Raw genomic sequence first — 19,094 nt, forward strand, 5'->3', positions numbered from 1 at the left:
TTTCAGAATTACAACGAGGACAAGTATGAGGCTTCTTTTTCATTTCTAAATAAATTTCATAGCAAACATTATCAAGTACTTTTGTTATAATAACATCTTTAAAACCAAGTAAATTTTTGATACAATTATTAGTGTGCACTTGTAGGATGCCTCCTTTCAGGTAATATTTTTGTAGTTAATTTAATTTTACCAGGCATCTAAAACAGGTGCATATTTTTTTGTAAAAAAATATGCTGGGGCTACGCCCCAACATTTATTATAGAACCATCTTTTTTTACATATTATGCAAAAATTTAAATTTTAACTTTTTTATTTGTATAAAAAAATCATAATATGTATTTATTTTTTATATAAATAGAATATGATATGACAAAATTTATAGTCAGAAGGTTGTATAATTATAGTAAAAAGTTGTCCACGTGGAGGTGGGCATTGATGCAGGTAATCTATTTAGATGTACTATTGGCAGAGAATGTTTTACTTAATTTTCTACTGTTATACACTGTCAACAGGTTTTGTAGGTTAAATAGAAAAATATATAATATTTTGTTATCTTCAGTTATTGGTGCACTTTATGTATTTATAGTTTTTTTCCCTTCACTAAGTATATTTTATTCTTCAATTATGAAAATATGTATGTCAATTTTAATGATTATTATAGCCTTTTGGCCAAGAAGTTTAAAGGCATTTATAAAACAGCTTTTGTTGTTTTATGGGGTTTCGTTTTTTATAGGTGGTGCAATATTATCTATATTTTATTTAAGCAATGGAGATTTTTCATCTGTAAACGGTGTAATGGTGTTGAATAAGATGTCTTCAAAGTATTTGTTATTAGGAGTTGCGGTTTCTATATTTATAGTGAAGATTGTATTTGATGTAGTGGATAGACATTATTATTTAAAGAGTAAAACAGTTGAGCTTAGCATAGTTAATGAAGATAAACAGATTAGGGTTACTGCACTACTTGATACTGGGAATTGCCTTAAGGATCCATTATCGGGTTGCCCAATAGTTATTGCGGATTTGAATTATATCTCTGGAATTTTACCAAATGAAATAATAGAAATATTGAAGGATGAAAAACAAATAACTCAGATAGAAGATTATGAAATAAACAAAAGATTAAGGGTAATACCTTATACAACAATAGGTGTGCAAAATGGAATACTTATAGGCTTTAGGGTAGATTATATTTATGTTTTCACAAAGGATAAGATAGGTATTATTAAAAATCCAATAATAGCCCTATCAAAGGAGCATCTTTCAAAAAAGGAAGATTACCAAGCTATTGCATATCCGGATATTATTAGTTGGGAGGTTAAATAATATGAAAATGCTGCGACTTGTCATCGATACTATTTTGAAAAAATTAAGGGAAATATACAGCAGCATATTAGGTTTAGATGAGGTATATTATGTTGGTGGAAATGATGTTCTTCCGCCTCCACTTTCAAATGAAGAAGAAAAGGAACTTGTGGATAAATTAAGAGCAGGTGACGAAAGCGTAAAAAACGTATTAATAGAAAGAAACCTTAGACTTGTTGTCTATATCGCAAGAAAATTTGAAAATACAGGAGTTGGTGTTGAGGATTTAGTGTCAATAGGAACAATTGGTTTAATTAAGGCTGTAAATACCTTTGATCCAGTTAAAAAGATTAAGCTTGCAACCTATGCATCAAGATGCATTGAAAATGAAATATTAATGTATTTAAGACGAAACAGTAGAATTAAAGCTGAAGTATCCTTTGATGAGCCTTTAAATGTTGATTGGGATGGCAATGAACTTTTATTGTCTGATATACTTGGAACCGATTCTGATATGATTTTTAACTATATAGAAGATGATGTTGAAAAACAGCTTTTAAGAAATGCTATGGGAAAACTTACAAAAAGAGAACAACAAATTGTTAGCCTAAGATTTGGACTTTCAGGTGGTGGGGAGAAAACACAGAAGGAGGTTGCCGATATTTTAGGCATATCTCAATCATATATATCAAGATTGGAAAAAAGAATTATAAAGAGACTAAGGAAAGAAATAACAAAAATGACATAAAATAATATGAATAAATAATAATCCCTTCGGAAATAATTTTAATACAAACTTCTGAAGGGGTTGGTTTTATGCAGACAAACAAAGTTGAAATATGTGGAGTAAATACATCAAAGTTGCCAATACTATCAAATGAAGAAATGCAGGAGCTTTTAATAAAGATGAAAAATGGTGATAAAGAGGCAAGGGAAAAGTTTATAAAGGGTAATTTAAGGCTTGTTCTTAGTGTGATTCAAAGATTTAATAATAGAGGGGAAAATGTTGACGATTTGTTTCAAGTTGGCTGTATTGGTCTTATAAAGGCTATAGATAATTTTGATTTGAGTCAAAATGTTAAGTTTTCTACATATGCAGTTCCTATGGTGATAGGTGAGATACGAAGGTACCTTAGAGACAATAATTCAATAAGGGTAAGTAGGTCCTTAAGGGATATAGCGTATAGAGCACTGCAGGTTAGAGATAGCCTTATATCAAAAAATAATAAAGAACCAACTGTATCAGAAATAGCAAAGGAACTTGATGTTCCAAGGGAAGAAGTTGTATTTGCACTGGATGCTATACAAGATCCAATCTCTTTATTTGAGCCTATTTATCATGATGGTGGAGATGCTATATATGTTATGGACCAAATAAGTGACAATAAAAATACAGATGATAGTTGGATTGAGAATATATCTATAAAACAAGCACTTCAAAAACTATCAAGTAGAGAAAAGCTTATTTTAACCTTAAGGTTTTTTGAAGGCAAGACACAAATGGAGGTAGCTGATGAAATAGGTATATCACAGGCACAAGTTTCAAGGCTTGAAAAATCAGCACTTTCCCATATGAGAAAATATATATAGTTTTTATACTATATAGATAAATTATTGACAAACCTAATTGTTAGCTAAAGTATGAAAAAGCCCCATGAAAGGAATGCTTAGGCCGTAGAACGAATGCCTAAGAAATCCTTCATGGGGCTAATCAATATATAACTTTTTCAACAGCCTGAGCTCTATATAGTTTTTTACTATATAGAGCTTTTATTTTGATTCCTAAAAAATTTAAAATGAATTATTAATCTATTAAAAGAATATAATTTTTTAGGGGGTTGATATTAATGAAAAATAAAGATGATAAGTTTATAACTTTATCACAATTGAGGCAAATGGAGGTTATTGATGTAGTAAGCGGCAAAAAACTTGGCTTTATTAGTGATATTATATTTGATGATGCCTTTAATAGAATAGAGAGCATTGTACTTCCGCCTGAAGGAGGTATTTTTTCAATATTTAAAAAAAGAGAAGAAATAATCATTCCTTGGAGCTCTATAAAGACATTAGGCATAGATGTTATACTAATAGAAAGACAGGATGAAATTTCAATAGATAAGTGATTATATGAAATGGAGAAAAAATAAGATATCATAAGCTACATGCATTTATATATATCTTATCTAACATAATAATTTTTTTACTAGTAGACAAAACTATATATAGTAAATATAATATTCAAGGTATACTAAATATTGATGTCTGGAGTGATTAGATGAGGTGTCCCTTCTGTAATCATATCGAAACAAAGGTTTTAGATTCAAGACATAATGAAGACCATTCCTCTATAAGAAGACGTAGAGAGTGTCTTAGTTGTCAAAAAAGATTCACTACATATGAAATAATTGAGGATATGCCAATCTATGTTGTAAAAAGAGATGGAACACGAGAACCCTTTGATAAGAGAAAAATATTAAATGGTATATTAAAATCATGTGAAAAAAGACCAGTTTCAATAACAAGTATTGAGGCCATTGCAGATGACATTGAGAGAATAGTATTTAATTCAATGGAACAGGAAATAGAAAGTAGCTTTATTGGGGAACTTGTTATGGAGAGATTGAAGAATTTAGATGATGTTGCCTATGTAAGGTTTGCGTCTGTCTATAGACAGTTTAAAGATATAAATACTTTTTTACAAGAGCTTCAAAAATTACTTCAGGAAAAATAGAAGGGGTGTTACAATGTTTAGCCAAATAAGAAAAAGAGACGGAAGAATAGTAAACTTCAGTAAAGAAAAGATTTCAAGGGCTATTTTTATGGCTGCAAGAGAGGTTGGTGGTTCAGATTTTGCAATGGCAGACAGCATTGCAGATAAAGTAATAAATTATATGGCTTCTGTTTTACCACAGGACGAAATTCCTACAGTTGAATTTGTACAGGACTGTGTTGAAAAGGTATTAATTGAAGATGGACATGCCAAGACCGCAAAGGCATATATTTTATATAGAGCAAAAAGAACAAGATATAGAGAAGCAAAGACTGAACTTATGGATATTGTTAGAGAAATATTAGTAGAAACAAGCAGAGAAAATGCAAATATAGGCAATTCGCCGTCAGCAAAAATGCTTCAAATAGCATCAGCAGCAAGTAAACAATATTATTTATCCAATGTAATTCCGGCCCACATTGCAAAGGCTCATGTTAATTGTGACATACATATACATGACTTAGATTTTTATGGAAAAACATTGAATTGCCTTCAAATAGATTTAACTAAGCTTTTATTAAATGGATTTAATACAGGTTACGGCTATATCAGACCTCCAAAGAGAATTTCATCTGCAACTGCACAGGCAGCAATAATTCTTCAAAGTAATCAAAATGATATGTATGGAGGTCAAAGCTTTCCACATTTTGATAAATCGATGGCGGAGGTTATAAGAAATCTCAAGGAAAAGCCATCCTATGAAGAAATATTTCAGGCTATGGAGGCTCTGATTTATAACCTAAATAGTATGCATTCAAGAGCAGGGGCTCAAGTTCCATTTAGCTCAATAAACCTTGGAACTGATACAACTGAAGAGGGAAGATTGGTTATTAGAGCAGTTTTAGAGGTGTTTGATAAAGGATTAGGAAAAGGAGAAAGCCCAATATTTCCTAATTTAGTGTTTAGAGTTAAAGAAGGAGTTAACCTAAATGAAGGTGATCCTAACTATGATTTATTTAAATTGGCAATAAAGGTTGCTTCCCACAGGATGAATCCAACCTTTAGCTTTATGGATTCAAGCTTTAATAAAAAATATGGTGATGAAATATCCTATATGGGATGTAGAACAAGAACTATTCAAAATAGAAATGGTCTTGAAATATCGGCGGGTAGAGGTAATATTGCACCTGTAACAATAAATCTTCCAAGATTAGCTCTAAAGGCAGGTTATGGTAATATAGATGGCTTCTTTGAAGAATTTGATAATATTCTTGAACTTTGCAAGGAACAGCTTCTTCATAGATTTAATATTTTAGCAAAGCTTAGAGTAAAGGATTTACCATTCTTAATGGGACAAAAGCTTTATATGGGTTCAGAAAACCTAAAAGATGATGATGAAATATTGGAAGCAATTAAAAATGGTACATTGGGAATTGGATTTATAGGTCTTGCTGAAACTCTAATAGCACTTATTGGAAAACATCATGGAGAAGATGAAGAGGCATTAGAGTTAGGATTAAGAATAATTAAACATCTAAGAGACTATTGTGACAGAACAAGTGAGGAAACAGGACTAAATTTTGTTGCATATGCAACACCAGCAGAGGGAACTTCAGGACGTTTTGTTCCTAAAGATAGAGAGAAGTATGGATTAATAAAGGGTGTTACAGATAAGGATTACTACACAAATTCCTACCATATACCTGTTTATTATGAAATAAGTATGTTTGAAAAGATAAGAATTGAAGGTAAGTTCCACAGTCTATGTAACGGGGGACACATATCATATGTAGAACTTCCATCCACATTTGAGCATAACTTAGATGCCTTTGAAAAGATAATTAAGTGGATGAAGGAATGTGACATAGGATATGCAGGAGTGAACTTCCCAATTGACGAGTGTAGGATTTGTGGATATAGGGGAGTAATAAATGAAGATGAATGTCCTGTATGCCAAGGAAGTGACATTAGAAGAATAAGAAGAATAACAGGTTATTTATCAACAACCGATAGATTTAACGATGCAAAGTTAAAGGAACTTGAGATGAGAGTTAAACATATTTGAAAATTATAGTTAGACATTATAATTAATTTTTATACAAATAAAATTTAACATAAATTTAGCATGCTTTTAATATAAGGGCATGCTAAATTTTTAGTATTATATTATAATGGAAGTGGTGATATTGTGAAATTAAGAATAGCAGGTATTAATAGAGAAAGTTTAGTAGATGGGCCTGGGATAAGATATGTAATATTTTCTCAGGGATGTATACATAACTGCAAAGGATGTCATAATAAAGATACTCACCCATTAGATGGAGGGTATGAGGTAGAATTAGAATATATATATAACGATATACTAAAAAATAAATTTATTGATGGTGTTACCTTTTCAGGCGGTGATCCTTTAATTCAGGCAGATAAGTTTTCAATTTTAGCAAAAATGTTAAAGGAGAAAAATATCCATATTATATGCTATACAGGGTATATATTTGAAGACATTATAAATGAAAAGGATAAATTAGAACTTTTAAAAAATATAGATATATTAATTGATGGACCATTTATACAGGAGCAGAGGACTTTAAAAAAATCCTTTGTAGGCTCAACTAATCAAAGAATAATAGATGTTAAGAAATCATTGGAAAATAATAAAATAGTAGAAATAAAGTGGTGATTTTATGGAATTTAAGTATTTTAATATAAATGGTAGTTTGTATTTAAAAAATAATAAAATAGATGCGTTAGGAATAAAACATTTTTTTTCAACAAGAATCGGAGGATATAGTGAAGGAGACTTTAGTCAACATAATTTAGGTATATATACTGAAGATAAGTGTGCCCAAAAAAATTTATTTAAGGCTCTAACTGACAATAATATGAATATTGATAAAGCTGTTTATTTAAGACAAGTTCACGGTGATGAAATCTACATTGTAAATAGTGAAAATTATGGAGAGGTAAAGGGTAAGTTTGGAGATGCGTTAATTACCAATGAAAAGGAAATACCAATAGGTATTTTTACTGCTGACTGCGTTCCAATAATTGTAGTTGATTATATTAAAGAAATTATTGCTGTTGTACACGCAGGATGGAAGGGTACAGATAAAAGAATATTAGGAAAAACAATAGAAAAAATGGTAAAGGAATTTAATTCTGATACAGGAAATATGTATGTTATACTTGGGCCTGCTATTGCTTCTTGTTGCTTTGAAGTAGGAGAGGATGTATTTAATAAATTTCATTATAGAGAAAAAAGAGATGAAAAATATTACGTAGATTTATTTATGGAAAATAAAAATCAGGCATTAGATTTAGGTATATTAAATAATAATATTTTCTTATCCAATATTTGCACAAAATGCAATAATGATTTATTCTATTCATATAGAGTAAACAACAATACAGGTAGAATTGGTACCTTTATTTCACTCTAAGGAGGTAAACCTATGGCATCAGAAAAGATACTAATAATTGATGATGAACTTCATATAGTAGAACTTATAAAGTACAACCTTGAAATGAATGGATATAAGGTTTATTATGCCTTAAATGGAACTGAAGGAATAAATATTGCCTATGAAAAGAAACCAGATTTGATATTGCTTGATATAATGCTTCCTGAAATGGATGGATTTGAGGTTTGTAAAAAAATTAAAAGGGATGATGAACTGTCCAACATTCCTATAATTATGTTGACTGCAAAGGGAGAGGAATTTGACAAGATATTAGGATTAGAACTTGGTGCAGATGATTATATAACTAAGCCCTTTTCTGTACGTGAACTTGTAGCGAGAATAAAGGTTGTTTTAAGAAGAAATTCAAAGGATGAAAAGCAGCAGAATGTAATCAACATAGGTAGCTTAACTATAGATTTAGAAAGACACGAAGTTATAAAGGATGGAAAGAAAATAGAGTTGACATTAAAGGAGTTTGAACTACTTAAACTTCTTGTCTTAAATAAGGGAAAGGTTATGACACGTGATTTCCTATTAGACAGAATATGGGGTTATGAATATTATGGTGAAACAAGAACAGTTGATGTCCATGTTAGGCACCTAAGACAAAAGATTGAGGATGATGATAAAAATCCAAGATATATTGAAACTGTAAGGGGAATCGGATATAAGTTTAAGGATTAATGGTGATTTTATGAGAAAAAAATTGATATTTTTTATAATGCCTATAATATTGTTCTGTGTGATTTTAAACTTTTATCTCTTCTATATAATTTTAAATAAGTACAATTTATATACCTATGTTTCAGATACTCTTCAATTTAGATTTGATTTTATTCAATATGCTATTGCAGGTATATTTTTTACATTTATTTTTACCTGTATTATGGTTATATTTAAGCTAAATTTTATAATTAATCCAATAAAAAAATTGACCAATACAGCAACAAAGATTGCATTAGGACAGTATGAAAAGAGAATAGAATTTTATGAGGCAGACGAAATAGGACAATTAAGTCATTCCTTTAATTTGATGGCAAGTAGATTAGAAGAAACAATTAAGGATTTAAATGATAAGAAAAATAAACTTTATTCTATTTTAAATAGTATGGATGATGGAGTTATATTTGTTGATACTGAAAAAAATATTGTATTAATTAATCCTGCAGCAAAGGAAATATTTAATGTTAAGGGTGAAACAAAAAATAGATATATTTTAGAGGTAATAAGAGATAGCAGGATAGATGAACTTATAAATAATCCTGATGAAACACCTGTTGAAATAATAATGCATGGGGAAAAGGAAAGGATACTTCAGGTTAAGTCTATTTCAGTATCGGATTATGGAACAGGAAATATAATTGGTGTTCTACTTGTTATTCACGATGTAACAAAAATAAAGGCTCTTGAAAATATGAGGTCGGAGTTTGTGGCAAACGTGTCCCACGAGTTAAAAACCCCACTTACATCAATTAAGGGCTTTGCTGAGACTTTAAAATATGTTGAGGATAAAGAGACAAGAGATAAATTCTTAGATATTATATATGTTGAGTCAGAGAGGCTATCAAGATTGATAAATGATATATTAACTCTATCAGAGCTTGAAAACAAGGATTATGCAATTAACTTTCAAAAGGTGTGTTTGAATGAATGTATAAATGAAGTTTATTATATTATGGAAAGAATATCTCTTGAGAAGAATATTAGGTTATCTATTGATAGCTGCGAAGAACAGTTATATATTTACGGAGATAGAGATAAATTTAAACAGATGATAATTAACTTGGTAGATAATGCTATAAAATATACTCCACCAAATGGTGAGGTAAATTTAAAACTTGAGAAATATGACAACAATGCAAGGATTGAAGTAAGAGACACTGGTATTGGAATTTCTAAAAAACATCTACCAAGACTTTTTGAAAGGTTCTATAGAGTTGATAAGGCAAGGTCAAGGTCAATGGGAGGTACTGGTCTTGGGCTTGCTATTGTGAAGCATATTGTTTTGATGTTTAAAGGAGACATATATGTTGATAGTGAAGTAAACAAAGGTACAACCTTTACTATTATACTTCCTTTATTCGAGAATAAATAATTTACAAATAAAGCCATGAATAAATTTAAACAATTTTATTCAGCAGATTGGTGATAAAGTTATATATTGATTAGCCCCATGAAGGATTTCTTGGGCCTCCGTTCTACGGCCTAAGCATTCCTTTCATGGGGCTTTTTCTTACTTTAGCTAACAATTAGGTTTGTTAATAATTTTTATGGATAAATTTAAATAATTTTATTCATGGCTTTATTTATCCTTAATATTGCATATTTTTATTATAAATGTTATCATTACATAATGAAATTACAAATGGAGTGAAGTGTATGGAATACCAAAGAAAGAATATAGTAGTTACAGACGTTGCAAGAAATAGCATAGCACAAAAATATGGTATAGAACCCTTTGATGAGATTATTTCAATTAATGGTGTTGATGTATTAGACACTATTGAATACAGATATATAACCACAGATAGTAACATTAATATAAAACTAAAGAAAAAAAATGGAGATATTAAAGAAGTATCAATTAAAAAAGACCCCTATGAAGATTTAGGTATTGAGTTTGATGACCCTTATATCAATAATCCAAGAAGATGTTCAAATAAGTGTATTTTTTGCTTTATAGACCAGCTACCTAAGGGTATGAGGGATACATTGTATTTTAAAGATGATGATTCAAGACTCTCCTTTTTACAGGGTAATTTTATAACCCTTACAAATATGAAGGATGAGGATATAGATAGAATAATTAGGTTTAAAATCAGTCCAATAAATGTTTCAGTTCATACAACGAACCCAGAACTTAGGGTTAAAATGTTGAATAACAAAAGGGCTGGAAGGGTATTAGAATATTTAAAGAAGCTGACGGATGCAGGTATAAAGGTAAACTGCCAGATAGTTTTATGCAAAGGTATAAATGACGGAGAGGAACTTGAACGCACAATAAGGGATTTATATACTATGTACCCTAATATATCAAATGTGGCAGTGGTACCTGTTGGTATAACAAAGTTTAGAGAGGGATTATATCCATTACAATCCTTCGATGAGGAGTCTTCAAAAAAAGTAATAGAACAGGTTGAAAAAATACAAAATGAGATTGAAGGAGAGATTGGTATACCCTTTGTTAGATTGGCAGATGAGTTCTATATTATGGCTAAGGAAGAATTGCCAAATTATGGACATTATGATGATTTTGAGCAGCTTGAGGATGGAATAGGTATGATTAGATTTTTTGAAGGATGTGTTGAGGATGATATTGATTATTTTGAATTTGACGGTAAGGGCAAAAAGTTCTCAATAGCAACAGGTGTGTCAAGCTATAATTTTATAAAAAACATTTCAAAAAAGATTAATAGCAAATTTAATGTTGATATAAAGGTTTATCCTATTATAAATAATTTCTTTGGAGAAAAAATAACAGTAACAGGTCTTTTAACAGGAAAGGATTTAATTGAACAGTTAAAGGGTAAAGTTGATGGCACAGTGCTGTTATTATCATCTAATATGTTTAAGGCCTATGAAGATGTATTATTAGATGATATAAGTATAGATGAACTAAGCAGAATACTAAATGCTAAAATAATAAAATGTAAGTTTACAGGAGAAGACTTAATAGAAAATATAGAGCGTGAGGTGATAGAATGTCAAAGCCGATAGTAGCAATTATAGGAAGACCTAATGTTGGTAAATCTACCTTATTTAACAGGTTGGCTGGTAGAAGAATTGCAATAGTTGAGGATACACCAGGAGTTACAAGGGATAGATTATATTGTGAAGTAGAGTGGTTAAATAATAAATTCACATTAATAGATACTGGTGGAATTGAGATGGATAGTGAAGATATCATATTAAAACAGATGAGGAAGCAGGCAGAAATTGCAATAGAAACAGCAGATGTTATTCTTTTTATTGTTGATGGCAAAACAGGAATAACAGCAGATGACTATGAAGTTGCAAATATGCTAAGAAGAACTAATAAACCTATAGTGCTTGCAGTTAACAAGATAGATAATATAGAAATGGAAAATAACAAATACGATTTTTATAACCTTGGATTAGGAGAACCTATTTCAATTTCTGCAGCCCTTGGATTAGGACTTGGGGATATGCTGGATGAAATAGTAAAGCACTTTAAAAAGACTGGGGATGATGAAGAGGAGTCTCCTGAAATTAAGGTTGCTATTATTGGACGTCCTAATGCAGGAAAATCAACCCTTTTAAATAAGATAGTTGGAGAAGAAAGATCAATTGTAAGTGATATACCAGGAACAACAAGAGATGCTATAGACAGCTATGTTGAAATTGGTGAGGATAAGTTTTTATTTATAGATACAGCAGGTATAAGAAGAAAGAGCAAGGTTAAGGAAGATGTTGAAAAATATAGTGTCTTAAGATCAATAACTGCAATAGAAAGAGCAGATGTCTGCCTTGTTATGATTGATGCCAATGATGGAGTAACAGAACAGGATGAGAGAATAGCAGGTTATGCCCACGAGGCTGGAAAAGGTGTAGTAATTGTTGTAAATAAATGGGATACTATTGAAAAGGATGATAAAACAATAAATGAATTTACTAAAAATATTAGAAGGGATTTAGCCTTCTTAGACTATGCACCAATAATATTTATATCTGCTAAAACAGGTCAAAGAATAAATAAACTTATAGAACTTATAAAATATGTTGCAGACCAGCATGCTATGAGAATAAAAACAGGTGCCTTAAATGAAGTAATTAGCGAGGCTGTGATGATGAAGCAGCCACCGATTGAAAAGGGTAAGGCATTAAAGATTTATTATGTTACACAGGTATCAACAAAACCTCCTACATTTGTTTTCTTTGTTAATGATCCAGAGATAGTTCATTTTTCCTATGCAAGATATCTTGAAAATCAGTTAAGACAACATTTTGGATTAGAGGGAACACCAATTAGATTTATATATAGATCAAAACAGGAGGATTAATATGAAGATAGGTATTTTAGGTGCGGGAAGCTGGGGAAGTGCAATAGCTATACATTTAGCTAAAAAAGGATATAGTGTTGAAGTTTGGGATAAAAATGAGGATTTGTTAAAGGAGATAAATAATAATCATACTAATACAAAATATTTAAAAAATGTAGAAATTCCAGATGGTGTAAAGGGAGTTTTAGAGCTTAGTGAATGCATTAAGGACAAAGAAATAATTGTATTTGCAGTTCCTTCGCATGCTCTTAGAATTGTATGTAAGCAGGCAAGTAGCTTTTTAACAGAGGGACAGATTATAGTAAGTTTAGTTAAGGGACTTGAAAATACCACATATAAAAGGATGTCTGAGATAATAAAGGAAGAATGTCCAAACAATGAAGTAGTTGTTTTATCCGGTCCAACCCACGCTGAAGAGGTTTCGGTTGGAATTCCAACAACTATTGTAGCAGCATCTGAAAATATAGAGTCCGCTTTATACATACAGGACGTTTTTATGGATTCAAATTTTAGAGTATATACAAACACTGATGTTGTTGGAGTTGAGATTGGTGCAGCTGTAAAGAATATAGTTGCACTTGCTGCAGGTATATCAGATGGTTTAGGCTATGGAGACAATACTAAGGCTGCTTTAATGACACGTGGTATTGCAGAAATAACAAGGCTTGGTGTAAAGCTTGGTGCAAATCCAATGACCTTTGCAGGTCTTGCCGGAATTGGGGATTTAATAGTAACTTGTACAAGTATGCATTCAAGAAATAGAAGATGTGGAATTCTGCTTGGTCAAGGTATGGATTTAAAGTCTGCTATGGATAGTATTGGTATGGTTGTTGAGGGTGTTCACGCAACAGAGGCAGTATATAATTTAGCAAAGAATGTAGGTGTAGAGATGCCAATTGTAAATGCCCTTTATGATGTATTATTTAATAACAGAAATCCACGAGAAGCAGTTAATGAGCTTATGACAAGGGATAAAAAGAGCGAATTAGAAATCATAATTTAAAAAACCTCAAGCTGTTGAAAAAGTTATATAATGATTAGCCCCATGAAGGATTTCTTAGGCATCGGTTCATTTCGCTAAGCAATTCTAAGCTTTTCTTTATTTGAAAAAGTCCTACCCTCGCGATGCCATCGTCCTGATTGCCGCTCGGCTCGGCACGTCCTGTGCCGAATTACGGACTTTTTCAAAGTCGAAAAGCAATAATTGCTAAAGCTCATGAAATATGCCCTTTTGAAATCCTTTCATGGGGCTTTTTCATACTTTAGCTAATAAATGGGTTTGTCAACAGCCTGAACCACTTGCCTTAATAGTTATATTAAGGCAAGTGGTTGTTTTTTCTGCAAACACTTCAGTTTTTATTATTTTTTTGTTCTAAAATTATTTTAAAAATAATATTATTACATAGAAGGTTTGTAGAAGGAGGTAACATTGTGGAAGGATTGGATATATACAAGGAGATAGCCGAAAGAACACAGGGGGATATTTATTTAGGTGTAGTTGGTCCTGTTAGAACAGGAAAATCAACATTCATAAGAAGAGTAATGGAGCTTTTAGTTTTACCAAACATTCCTAATCAATCTGTAAGGGATAGGGCAAAGGATACACTTCCACAAAGTGGTTCAGGAAAAACTATATCAACATTTGAACCAAAGTTTATACCAAGTGATGGAGCAGTTGAAATTGAGTTAAATGATAATGCTAAGATGCGTGTTAGAATGGTAGACTGTGTAGGATACATTATTGATGGGGTTTCTGGACATATTGAAAATGGTGAATCAAGAATGGTTAAGACTCCTTGGTTCGAAGAGGAAATTCCTTTTGTTGAAGCTGCAGAATTAGGAACAAGAAAAGTTATAAATGAACATTCAACAATAGGAATTGTTGTAACAACAGATGGTTCTATTGCCGATATACCAAGGGAAAATTATATATACGCCGAGGAGAAGGTTATAAATGAACTTAAAAAGATAAACAAACCCTTTGTTGTAGTTTTAAATACAACACATCCATATAATCCAGATACAATTAATTTAAGAAAGAATTTAGAGGATAAATATAAGGTGCCTGTTTATACAGTTGATGCACTTAATATGAAGATAGAAGACGTTAAGAATATATTAGAAAGAGTTTTATATGAATTCCCAATAAAGGAAATAGGCATTAGAATACCAGAGTGGGTTGAAAAGCTATCCTATGATCACTGGTTAAAGAGAAATTTTGTTAATGCTGTTAAGAATTCAATTGCAGGTTTGGATAAAATAAAGGATATAAAACCTACTGTTCTTGATTATAGACAATATGAATTTGTTGGGGATGTAAATCTTGATGATATTAGACTTGGAGAGGGAACAGCTGTAGTTTCAATGAAGGTTAAGGATGGTTTGTTCTTTAGAGTTCTTGGTGAAATAGCTGGATATGATATTAATGGAGAACATCATTTGCTTGAAATAATGAGGGATCTATCCTTTGCAAAGAAGGAATATGATAAAATTTCAGATGCTCTAAAGGATGCAAGGGATGTTGGATATGGTTTAGTTCCACCTCAGCTTGAAGAATTAAAGCTTGAAGAACCTGAAATAGTAAGACAGGGTAACAAATTTGGAGTTAAATTAAGAGCAAGTGCACCATCACTTCACATTATTAGGGCAAATGTTGAAACAGAAGTATCTCCAATTGTTGGAACAGAAAAGCAGAGTGAAGAACTTGTTAAGTCTATGATGGAAGAGTTTGAAAATGACCCTCAAAGAATATGGCAGTCTAATATGTTTGGGAAATCCTTGGAGGAACTTGTTAAGGAAGGATTACAAAATAAGGTTTATATGATGCCTGAGGATGTACAGGAAAAACTACAGAGAGTTCTACAGAAGATAATAAATGAAGGAAATAGTGGAGTTTTGTGTATAATAATATAAAAAATTAAAGGGACCTTAGGTCCCTTTAATTTTTTTATATTATATTAAAATGCAAAGTAATCGTTCATCTTTATGCAACCTGGTTTATTAGAAGTTGCCTTATCATTTTTAGTAGTAGTATTTTTTGTGTCTATTATAGTCTCTTTAACCATCTTAATGTTGCCGATGTCCATAATATACACTCCTTTCTTTAATATTTTGGATGAGCTATTATGGATGGCCTAGTTAAAGGACTCATCGTGTTTGTGGAAAACCTCTTTTGCAAAGGTTACCACCTTTACGGAAATCATTATAAAACCTCCCAACAAATTATTGAGTTTATTATTTGTTTGATTATATAATAACATAAGGGAAAAATAAATACAAATTTGAAATATAGGTATAAATATTCTTAAAATTTGTTTATCCAGTATTAAATTAGATAGCCTCCTTTTTCCTCAATACTCCTTCAATCTCCTCCTATGTTTTAGTGTGTCTGAATTTTATTATTATATGTTTTATATTAAATTATGTTCATCTATATAAAAATTAAAAAATCGTGAAGGATTTTGTTCTTTTTTGAAGAAATAATATAAAAAGAGGAGGTATTTTATTGTGGTTAAAAAACAATTTTTGATAAAATACACAGCAATAATATCTATTATTTTAGCAATTGTTCTTTGTATAGTAGCATTAAATACTGAATATAAAACAGTAAAAATACAACAGGAATGGTATGAAGATAAATCCTATTTTGAGGGAATATATGTAATGAATGAAGTAGTTTTAAAAAATGGAGAGTTAAATAATAAGGCTTTAAAGATTCAAAATGGAGATGTCGTAAAAAAGGATAAGGTTTTGTATGAAAATATAAAAAGTCCAATACAGGGAAGAGTATTTTTATATATAGATGGTGCTGAAAATAAATACACATTAAATAATATAAAAAATATTACCAAAGAAGATATACTATCTCTTAAGGATTCTAAAAAAAATGAAGGAATTAAAATGGTTGATAACACTCTTTGGTATATGTGTATTGTTACTAACAAGGATGAGCTTAAAACTTTAAAGAAGAATAAAGAAATGATATTAGAAGTTAATGGAGAACAATATAGTTGTACCATTAAAGATTATTTTATAAAAAACGAAAATATATTTATAGTATTGTCTACTCAGTTTGATTTAGTAGAATTCAATTTACAAAGGTATTTTGATGGGTATATAATAAAATCTAGGTATTATGGATATATTTTGCCACGTGAGTCTGTTGTTGATTATAATGGAGAAAAGGGCGTTTTCATTAAAAAGGGTGAATATGTATATTTTAAGCCAATTAAAATAAGTCATATGGATTATAAAGTATGTGTTACTTCTGATTCTACTCTAAAGGATAACGATGAAGTGGTTGTAAATCCTAAAAATTTAAAGGATAAGCAAAGAATAAAGAGGTGATTTTATGGGGATTGCCGATAATATTAGCTATATAAATGAAAAAATTAAGAGTGTCTGTGAATTATGTGGAAGGGATAGTAGCGACATAATATTGGTGGGGGTATCTAAAACACATTCTGTAGAGAAGTTAATTGAAGCTAAAAATGTAGGACTTTATGTTTTTGGTGAGAGCAAGGTTCAGGAATTTATAAAAAAATATGAAGAAGTAAAGGATGTAAGATGGCATTTTATAGGACATTTACAAAAAAACAAGGTTAAATATATAATAGATAAAGTTGAACTTATTCATTCATTAGATGACTATGAACTTGCATTAGAAGTTAACAAAAGGGCAGAGAAGATTAATAAAATAATGGATGTACTTATACAAGTAAACATAGGCAAAGAAGAAACAAAATATGGTGTGTATGAAGAGGAATTATTTGATTTTTGTAAAAGAATATCTGGGCTTAAAAACATAAGAATAAAGGGCCTTATGTGTATACCACCTAATGAAGATATAGATAAAACAAGGTATTATTTTAAAAGAATGAAGTTCTTATATGAAGAAGTAAAAAAATTAAAATATGATAACTTCGATATTCAATATCTTTCAATGGGAATGACAGATGATTTTGATATTGCAATAGAGGAAGGAGCAAATATAATACGTGTAGGAACTGGTATATTTGGAGAAAGATATTATAAAAAGGAGGATATTAACAATGAGTAATGTGTTAAATAAGATACTTGGTACAATTGGAATTGTTGATGAGGAAGAACAGGCTGAAAAGGTAGAAAAACAAGTTGAGGAGATGGAAGAAGAGCTTAATTTTGAGGATATTAGAGAAACAAAGGGTAAAATTGTTAGCATAAAAAGCAAAACAATAACTCCAAGGATTGTTGTTAAAAATCCCCAAACATTAGGTGAGGATATTCAAGATTTGATAGATGAACTTAAGGTTAAAAATATTGTTATTATGAACATAGCTGATGCAGAAAAAAATATAGCACGAAGACTTTTAGATGCAGTATCGGGGGCAGTTTATGCTTTAGAATGCTCATTGCAGAAGGTTGATAATGAGAGAGGTATATATCTCATTACACCTAAGGGCGTTGAAATAGAAAATGAACTTAAGAATATATTTAGCAAAAGTGATATATTTTCAATGGAGTAACAGGAGGTAAAAAATGACTGATGCATTAAGGTATGCCTTTTTTAAGTTTGTAAATCTTTTAGAGTTTCTAATATTTTTAGATGCTCTTTTGTCTTGGGTTGTTCCAAATAGGCACAACAATCAAGTTTTAAGAATAATAGGAATTATAATAGATCCTATAAAAGAACCCTTCTATAGGCTTCAATTTAAACTCTTGCCCAATACTCCTATTGATTTTTCACCAATGCTGGCAATATTATTTTTAGAATTTATTAAAACTATAATTTTATAATATGGTGATTAAATGAATATAGATGTTTTTTTAAGAAGAAATGAAGAAAAAAAGGAAGTATATGTTAAACTAATTGATATGGTAAATAGAGTAGAAAGAACTTGGCAGGAGGAATTTACAGATTTTTTAACACCTGATGAACAGTATTTTTTAAATTTATTATCAAATGGAAGGGATATCTATATTAAATATTTCGGTGGTAAAGGTAATTATGAAAGGGCGGTTGCTCTTATAAGTAGAGTTGATGTAGATACGGATTTTCCGGTAGATATAATTAAAGTGAGTGGTAATTTTAAGTTTGAGAAACTAAGTCACAGGGATTATCTTGGTGCGTTATTATCTTTAGGCATAAAAAGGGAGAAAATAGGAGACATTAATGTTTTTGATGATGGAGCAGAAATATATGTAGCACGAGAGTTAAGTGATTATATTATATTTAATCTAAATAAGATAAAACACACAGGTGTTAAGCTTGAAAGGATTCCTTATGAAATAGCAAGAGAAAAAGCTGAATCCTTAAAGGAAATTATGATAAATGTAGCATCCTTAAGAATGGATGCTGTAATTTCTGAAGTTTACAATCTTTCAAGAAGTGAAGCTTCTTCTTTAATAAAACAGGGAAATGTAAAGGTCAATTATATATCAAATGATGATCAAAGCTACAAATTAGATAGAGGAGATATTGTTTCGGTTAAGGGATTTGGAAGATTCGTTTTTAACTCTGTTGTTAGAAATACAAAAAGTCAAAGGTTTGTTGTATCAATAAAAAAATATGTATAGGGGAGGAATAAAGATGACAATAACACCAAACGAGATAATAAA

General features: G+C 30.5%; 20 protein-coding genes. 19 read left to right on the forward strand and 1 reads right to left on the reverse strand.

The window, feature by feature from the left end; translation table 11 throughout:
• Nucleotides 1-435 precede the first annotated feature (435 nt).
• From spoIIGA to spoIVA, 14 genes are all read left to right on the forward strand, one after another.
• The gene (gene spoIIGA / locus A3M9_RS0100010; protein ID WP_027307372.1) at nt 436-1,326 is read left to right on the forward strand and encodes a sigma-E processing peptidase SpoIIGA; all 891 of its coding nucleotides are present in this window, start codon (nt 436-438) and stop codon (nt 1,324-1,326) included.
• 7 nt (nt 1,327-1,333) lie between these two features.
• Nucleotides 1,334-2,053, forward strand: a complete 720-nt coding sequence (gene sigE, locus A3M9_RS0100015) for an RNA polymerase sporulation sigma factor SigE (RefSeq protein WP_370882839.1) — start codon at nt 1,334-1,336, stop codon at nt 2,051-2,053.
• 68 nt (nt 2,054-2,121) lie between these two features.
• Complete coding sequence (sigG, locus tag A3M9_RS0100020; RefSeq protein WP_027307374.1) at nt 2,122-2,895, forward strand: RNA polymerase sporulation sigma factor SigG; 774 nt, start codon at nt 2,122-2,124, stop codon at nt 2,893-2,895.
• Between the two features lie 257 nt (nt 2,896-3,152).
• Nucleotides 3,153-3,428 carry a YlmC/YmxH family sporulation protein gene (locus A3M9_RS0100025; protein ID WP_027307375.1) on the forward strand — a complete coding sequence of 92 codons (276 nt, stop codon included), beginning with the start codon at nt 3,153-3,155 and terminating at the stop codon, nt 3,426-3,428.
• Nucleotides 3,429-3,580: 152 nt separating this feature from the next.
• A complete protein-coding gene (gene nrdR, locus A3M9_RS0100030) occupies nt 3,581-4,036 on the forward strand; it encodes a transcriptional regulator NrdR (RefSeq protein WP_027307376.1) in 456 nt (151 codons plus the stop codon).
• A 13-nt stretch (nt 4,037-4,049) separates the two neighbouring features.
• Nucleotides 4,050-6,080, forward strand: coding sequence for an anaerobic ribonucleoside-triphosphate reductase (nrdD, locus tag A3M9_RS0100035; protein ID WP_027307377.1), 2,031 nt, complete (start codon nt 4,050-4,052; stop codon nt 6,078-6,080).
• Between the two features lie 123 nt (nt 6,081-6,203).
• On the forward strand, nt 6,204-6,695 hold the full coding sequence (gene nrdG / locus A3M9_RS0100040) for an anaerobic ribonucleoside-triphosphate reductase activating protein (RefSeq protein ID WP_370882838.1): 492 nt from the start codon (nt 6,204-6,206) through the stop codon (nt 6,693-6,695).
• 4 nt (nt 6,696-6,699) lie between these two features.
• On the forward strand, nt 6,700-7,455 hold the full coding sequence (gene pgeF / locus A3M9_RS12845) for a peptidoglycan editing factor PgeF (protein ID WP_051350524.1): 756 nt from the start codon (nt 6,700-6,702) through the stop codon (nt 7,453-7,455).
• A gap of 12 nt (nt 7,456-7,467) precedes the next feature.
• Nucleotides 7,468-8,160, forward strand: a complete 693-nt coding sequence (locus A3M9_RS0100050) for a response regulator (protein WP_027307379.1) — start codon at nt 7,468-7,470, stop codon at nt 8,158-8,160.
• A gap of 10 nt (nt 8,161-8,170) precedes the next feature.
• Nucleotides 8,171-9,571, forward strand: a complete 1,401-nt coding sequence (gene pnpS / locus A3M9_RS0100055) for a two-component system histidine kinase PnpS (protein ID WP_035165583.1) — start codon at nt 8,171-8,173, stop codon at nt 9,569-9,571.
• A 284-nt stretch (nt 9,572-9,855) separates the two neighbouring features.
• The gene (locus A3M9_RS0100060) at nt 9,856-11,193 is read left to right on the forward strand and encodes a radical SAM protein (protein ID WP_027307381.1); all 1,338 of its coding nucleotides are present in this window, start codon (nt 9,856-9,858) and stop codon (nt 11,191-11,193) included.
• Nucleotides 11,178-12,497, forward strand: coding sequence for a ribosome biogenesis GTPase Der (gene der / locus A3M9_RS0100065; protein WP_027307382.1), 1,320 nt, complete (start codon nt 11,178-11,180; stop codon nt 12,495-12,497). Before A3M9_RS0100060 ends, der begins: the two co-directional genes overlap by 16 nt.
• A gap of 1 nt (nt 12,498) precedes the next feature.
• A complete protein-coding gene (locus A3M9_RS0100070) occupies nt 12,499-13,500 on the forward strand; it encodes an NAD(P)H-dependent glycerol-3-phosphate dehydrogenase (RefSeq protein ID WP_084424537.1) in 1,002 nt (333 codons plus the stop codon).
• 428 nt (nt 13,501-13,928) lie between these two features.
• Nucleotides 13,929-15,410, forward strand: coding sequence for a stage IV sporulation protein A (spoIVA, locus tag A3M9_RS0100075; protein ID WP_027307384.1), 1,482 nt, complete (start codon nt 13,929-13,931; stop codon nt 15,408-15,410).
• Nucleotides 15,411-15,454: 44 nt separating this feature from the next.
• On the opposite strand, the gene A3M9_RS14955 is transcribed toward spoIVA, so the two are convergent.
• Entirely contained in the window at nt 15,455-15,583 is a 129-nt protein-coding gene (locus A3M9_RS14955) for a hypothetical protein (protein ID WP_256379670.1), read from the reverse strand.
• Nucleotides 15,584-16,004: 421 nt separating this feature from the next.
• Here A3M9_RS14955 and A3M9_RS0100085 point away from each other — a divergent pair, with 421 nt between their 5' ends.
• From A3M9_RS0100085 to A3M9_RS0100105, 5 genes are read left to right on the forward strand one after another with little or no spacing between them, the layout of a single operon-like run.
• Nucleotides 16,005-16,844 carry an HlyD family efflux transporter periplasmic adaptor subunit gene (locus tag A3M9_RS0100085; RefSeq protein ID WP_027307385.1) on the forward strand — a complete coding sequence of 280 codons (840 nt, stop codon included), beginning with the start codon at nt 16,005-16,007 and terminating at the stop codon, nt 16,842-16,844.
• A gap of 4 nt (nt 16,845-16,848) precedes the next feature.
• A complete protein-coding gene (locus A3M9_RS0100090; RefSeq protein WP_027307386.1) occupies nt 16,849-17,556 on the forward strand; it encodes a YggS family pyridoxal phosphate-dependent enzyme in 708 nt (235 codons plus the stop codon).
• Complete coding sequence (locus A3M9_RS0100095) at nt 17,549-18,001, forward strand: cell division protein SepF (protein WP_027307387.1); 453 nt, start codon at nt 17,549-17,551, stop codon at nt 17,999-18,001. The genes A3M9_RS0100090 and A3M9_RS0100095 overlap by 8 nt, the downstream gene beginning before the upstream one ends.
• A gap of 13 nt (nt 18,002-18,014) precedes the next feature.
• Nucleotides 18,015-18,272 (forward strand): YggT family protein, encoded by a 258-nt coding sequence (locus tag A3M9_RS0100100; RefSeq protein ID WP_027307388.1) that lies wholly within the window; start codon nt 18,015-18,017, stop codon nt 18,270-18,272.
• Between the two features lie 12 nt (nt 18,273-18,284).
• Nucleotides 18,285-19,052, forward strand: coding sequence for an RNA-binding protein (locus A3M9_RS0100105; protein ID WP_027307389.1), 768 nt, complete (start codon nt 18,285-18,287; stop codon nt 19,050-19,052).
• Nucleotides 19,053-19,094 lie beyond the last annotated feature (42 nt).

Origin of the sequence: Caloramator sp. ALD01, assembly GCF_000472625.1 — a bacterium.
In the GTDB taxonomy this organism is placed as follows: Bacteria; Bacillota; Clostridia; order Clostridiales; family Caloramatoraceae; genus Thermobrachium; species Thermobrachium proteoclasticum.

Excerpts from the sequence above, each read along its gene's own strand:
- sigG (WP_027307374.1), top strand. The coding sequence starts at position 2,122 with ATGCAGACAAACAAAGTTGAAATATGTGGAGTAAATACATCAAAGTTG.
- pgeF (WP_051350524.1), top strand. The coding sequence starts at position 6,700 with ATGGAATTTAAGTATTTTAATATAAATGGTAGTTTGTATTTAAAAAAT.
- A3M9_RS0100060 (WP_027307381.1), top strand. The coding sequence starts at position 9,856 with ATGGAATACCAAAGAAAGAATATAGTAGTTACAGACGTTGCAAGAAAT.
- A3M9_RS0100100 (WP_027307388.1), top strand. The coding sequence starts at position 18,015 with ATGACTGATGCATTAAGGTATGCCTTTTTTAAGTTTGTAAATCTTTTA.
- nrdD (WP_027307377.1), top strand. The coding sequence starts at position 4,050 with ATGTTTAGCCAAATAAGAAAAAGAGACGGAAGAATAGTAAACTTCAGT.
- A3M9_RS14955 (WP_256379670.1), bottom strand. The coding sequence starts at position 15,583 with ATGGACATCGGCAACATTAAGATGGTTAAAGAGACTATAATAGACACA.
- A3M9_RS0100050 (WP_027307379.1), top strand. The coding sequence starts at position 7,468 with ATGGCATCAGAAAAGATACTAATAATTGATGATGAACTTCATATAGTA.
- A3M9_RS0100070 (WP_084424537.1), top strand. The coding sequence starts at position 12,499 with ATGAAGATAGGTATTTTAGGTGCGGGAAGCTGGGGAAGTGCAATAGCT.
- der (WP_027307382.1), top strand. The coding sequence starts at position 11,178 with ATGTCAAAGCCGATAGTAGCAATTATAGGAAGACCTAATGTTGGTAAA.
- A3M9_RS0100090 (WP_027307386.1), top strand. The coding sequence starts at position 16,849 with ATGGGGATTGCCGATAATATTAGCTATATAAATGAAAAAATTAAGAGT.
- sigE (WP_370882839.1), top strand. The coding sequence starts at position 1,334 with ATGCTGCGACTTGTCATCGATACTATTTTGAAAAAATTAAGGGAAATA.
- nrdR (WP_027307376.1), top strand. The coding sequence starts at position 3,581 with ATGAGGTGTCCCTTCTGTAATCATATCGAAACAAAGGTTTTAGATTCA.
- spoIIGA (WP_027307372.1), top strand. The coding sequence starts at position 436 with ATGCAGGTAATCTATTTAGATGTACTATTGGCAGAGAATGTTTTACTT.
- A3M9_RS0100105 (WP_027307389.1), top strand. The coding sequence starts at position 18,285 with ATGAATATAGATGTTTTTTTAAGAAGAAATGAAGAAAAAAAGGAAGTA.
- pnpS (WP_035165583.1), top strand. The coding sequence starts at position 8,171 with ATGAGAAAAAAATTGATATTTTTTATAATGCCTATAATATTGTTCTGT.
- A3M9_RS0100025 (WP_027307375.1), top strand. The coding sequence starts at position 3,153 with ATGAAAAATAAAGATGATAAGTTTATAACTTTATCACAATTGAGGCAA.
- A3M9_RS0100095 (WP_027307387.1), top strand. The coding sequence starts at position 17,549 with ATGAGTAATGTGTTAAATAAGATACTTGGTACAATTGGAATTGTTGAT.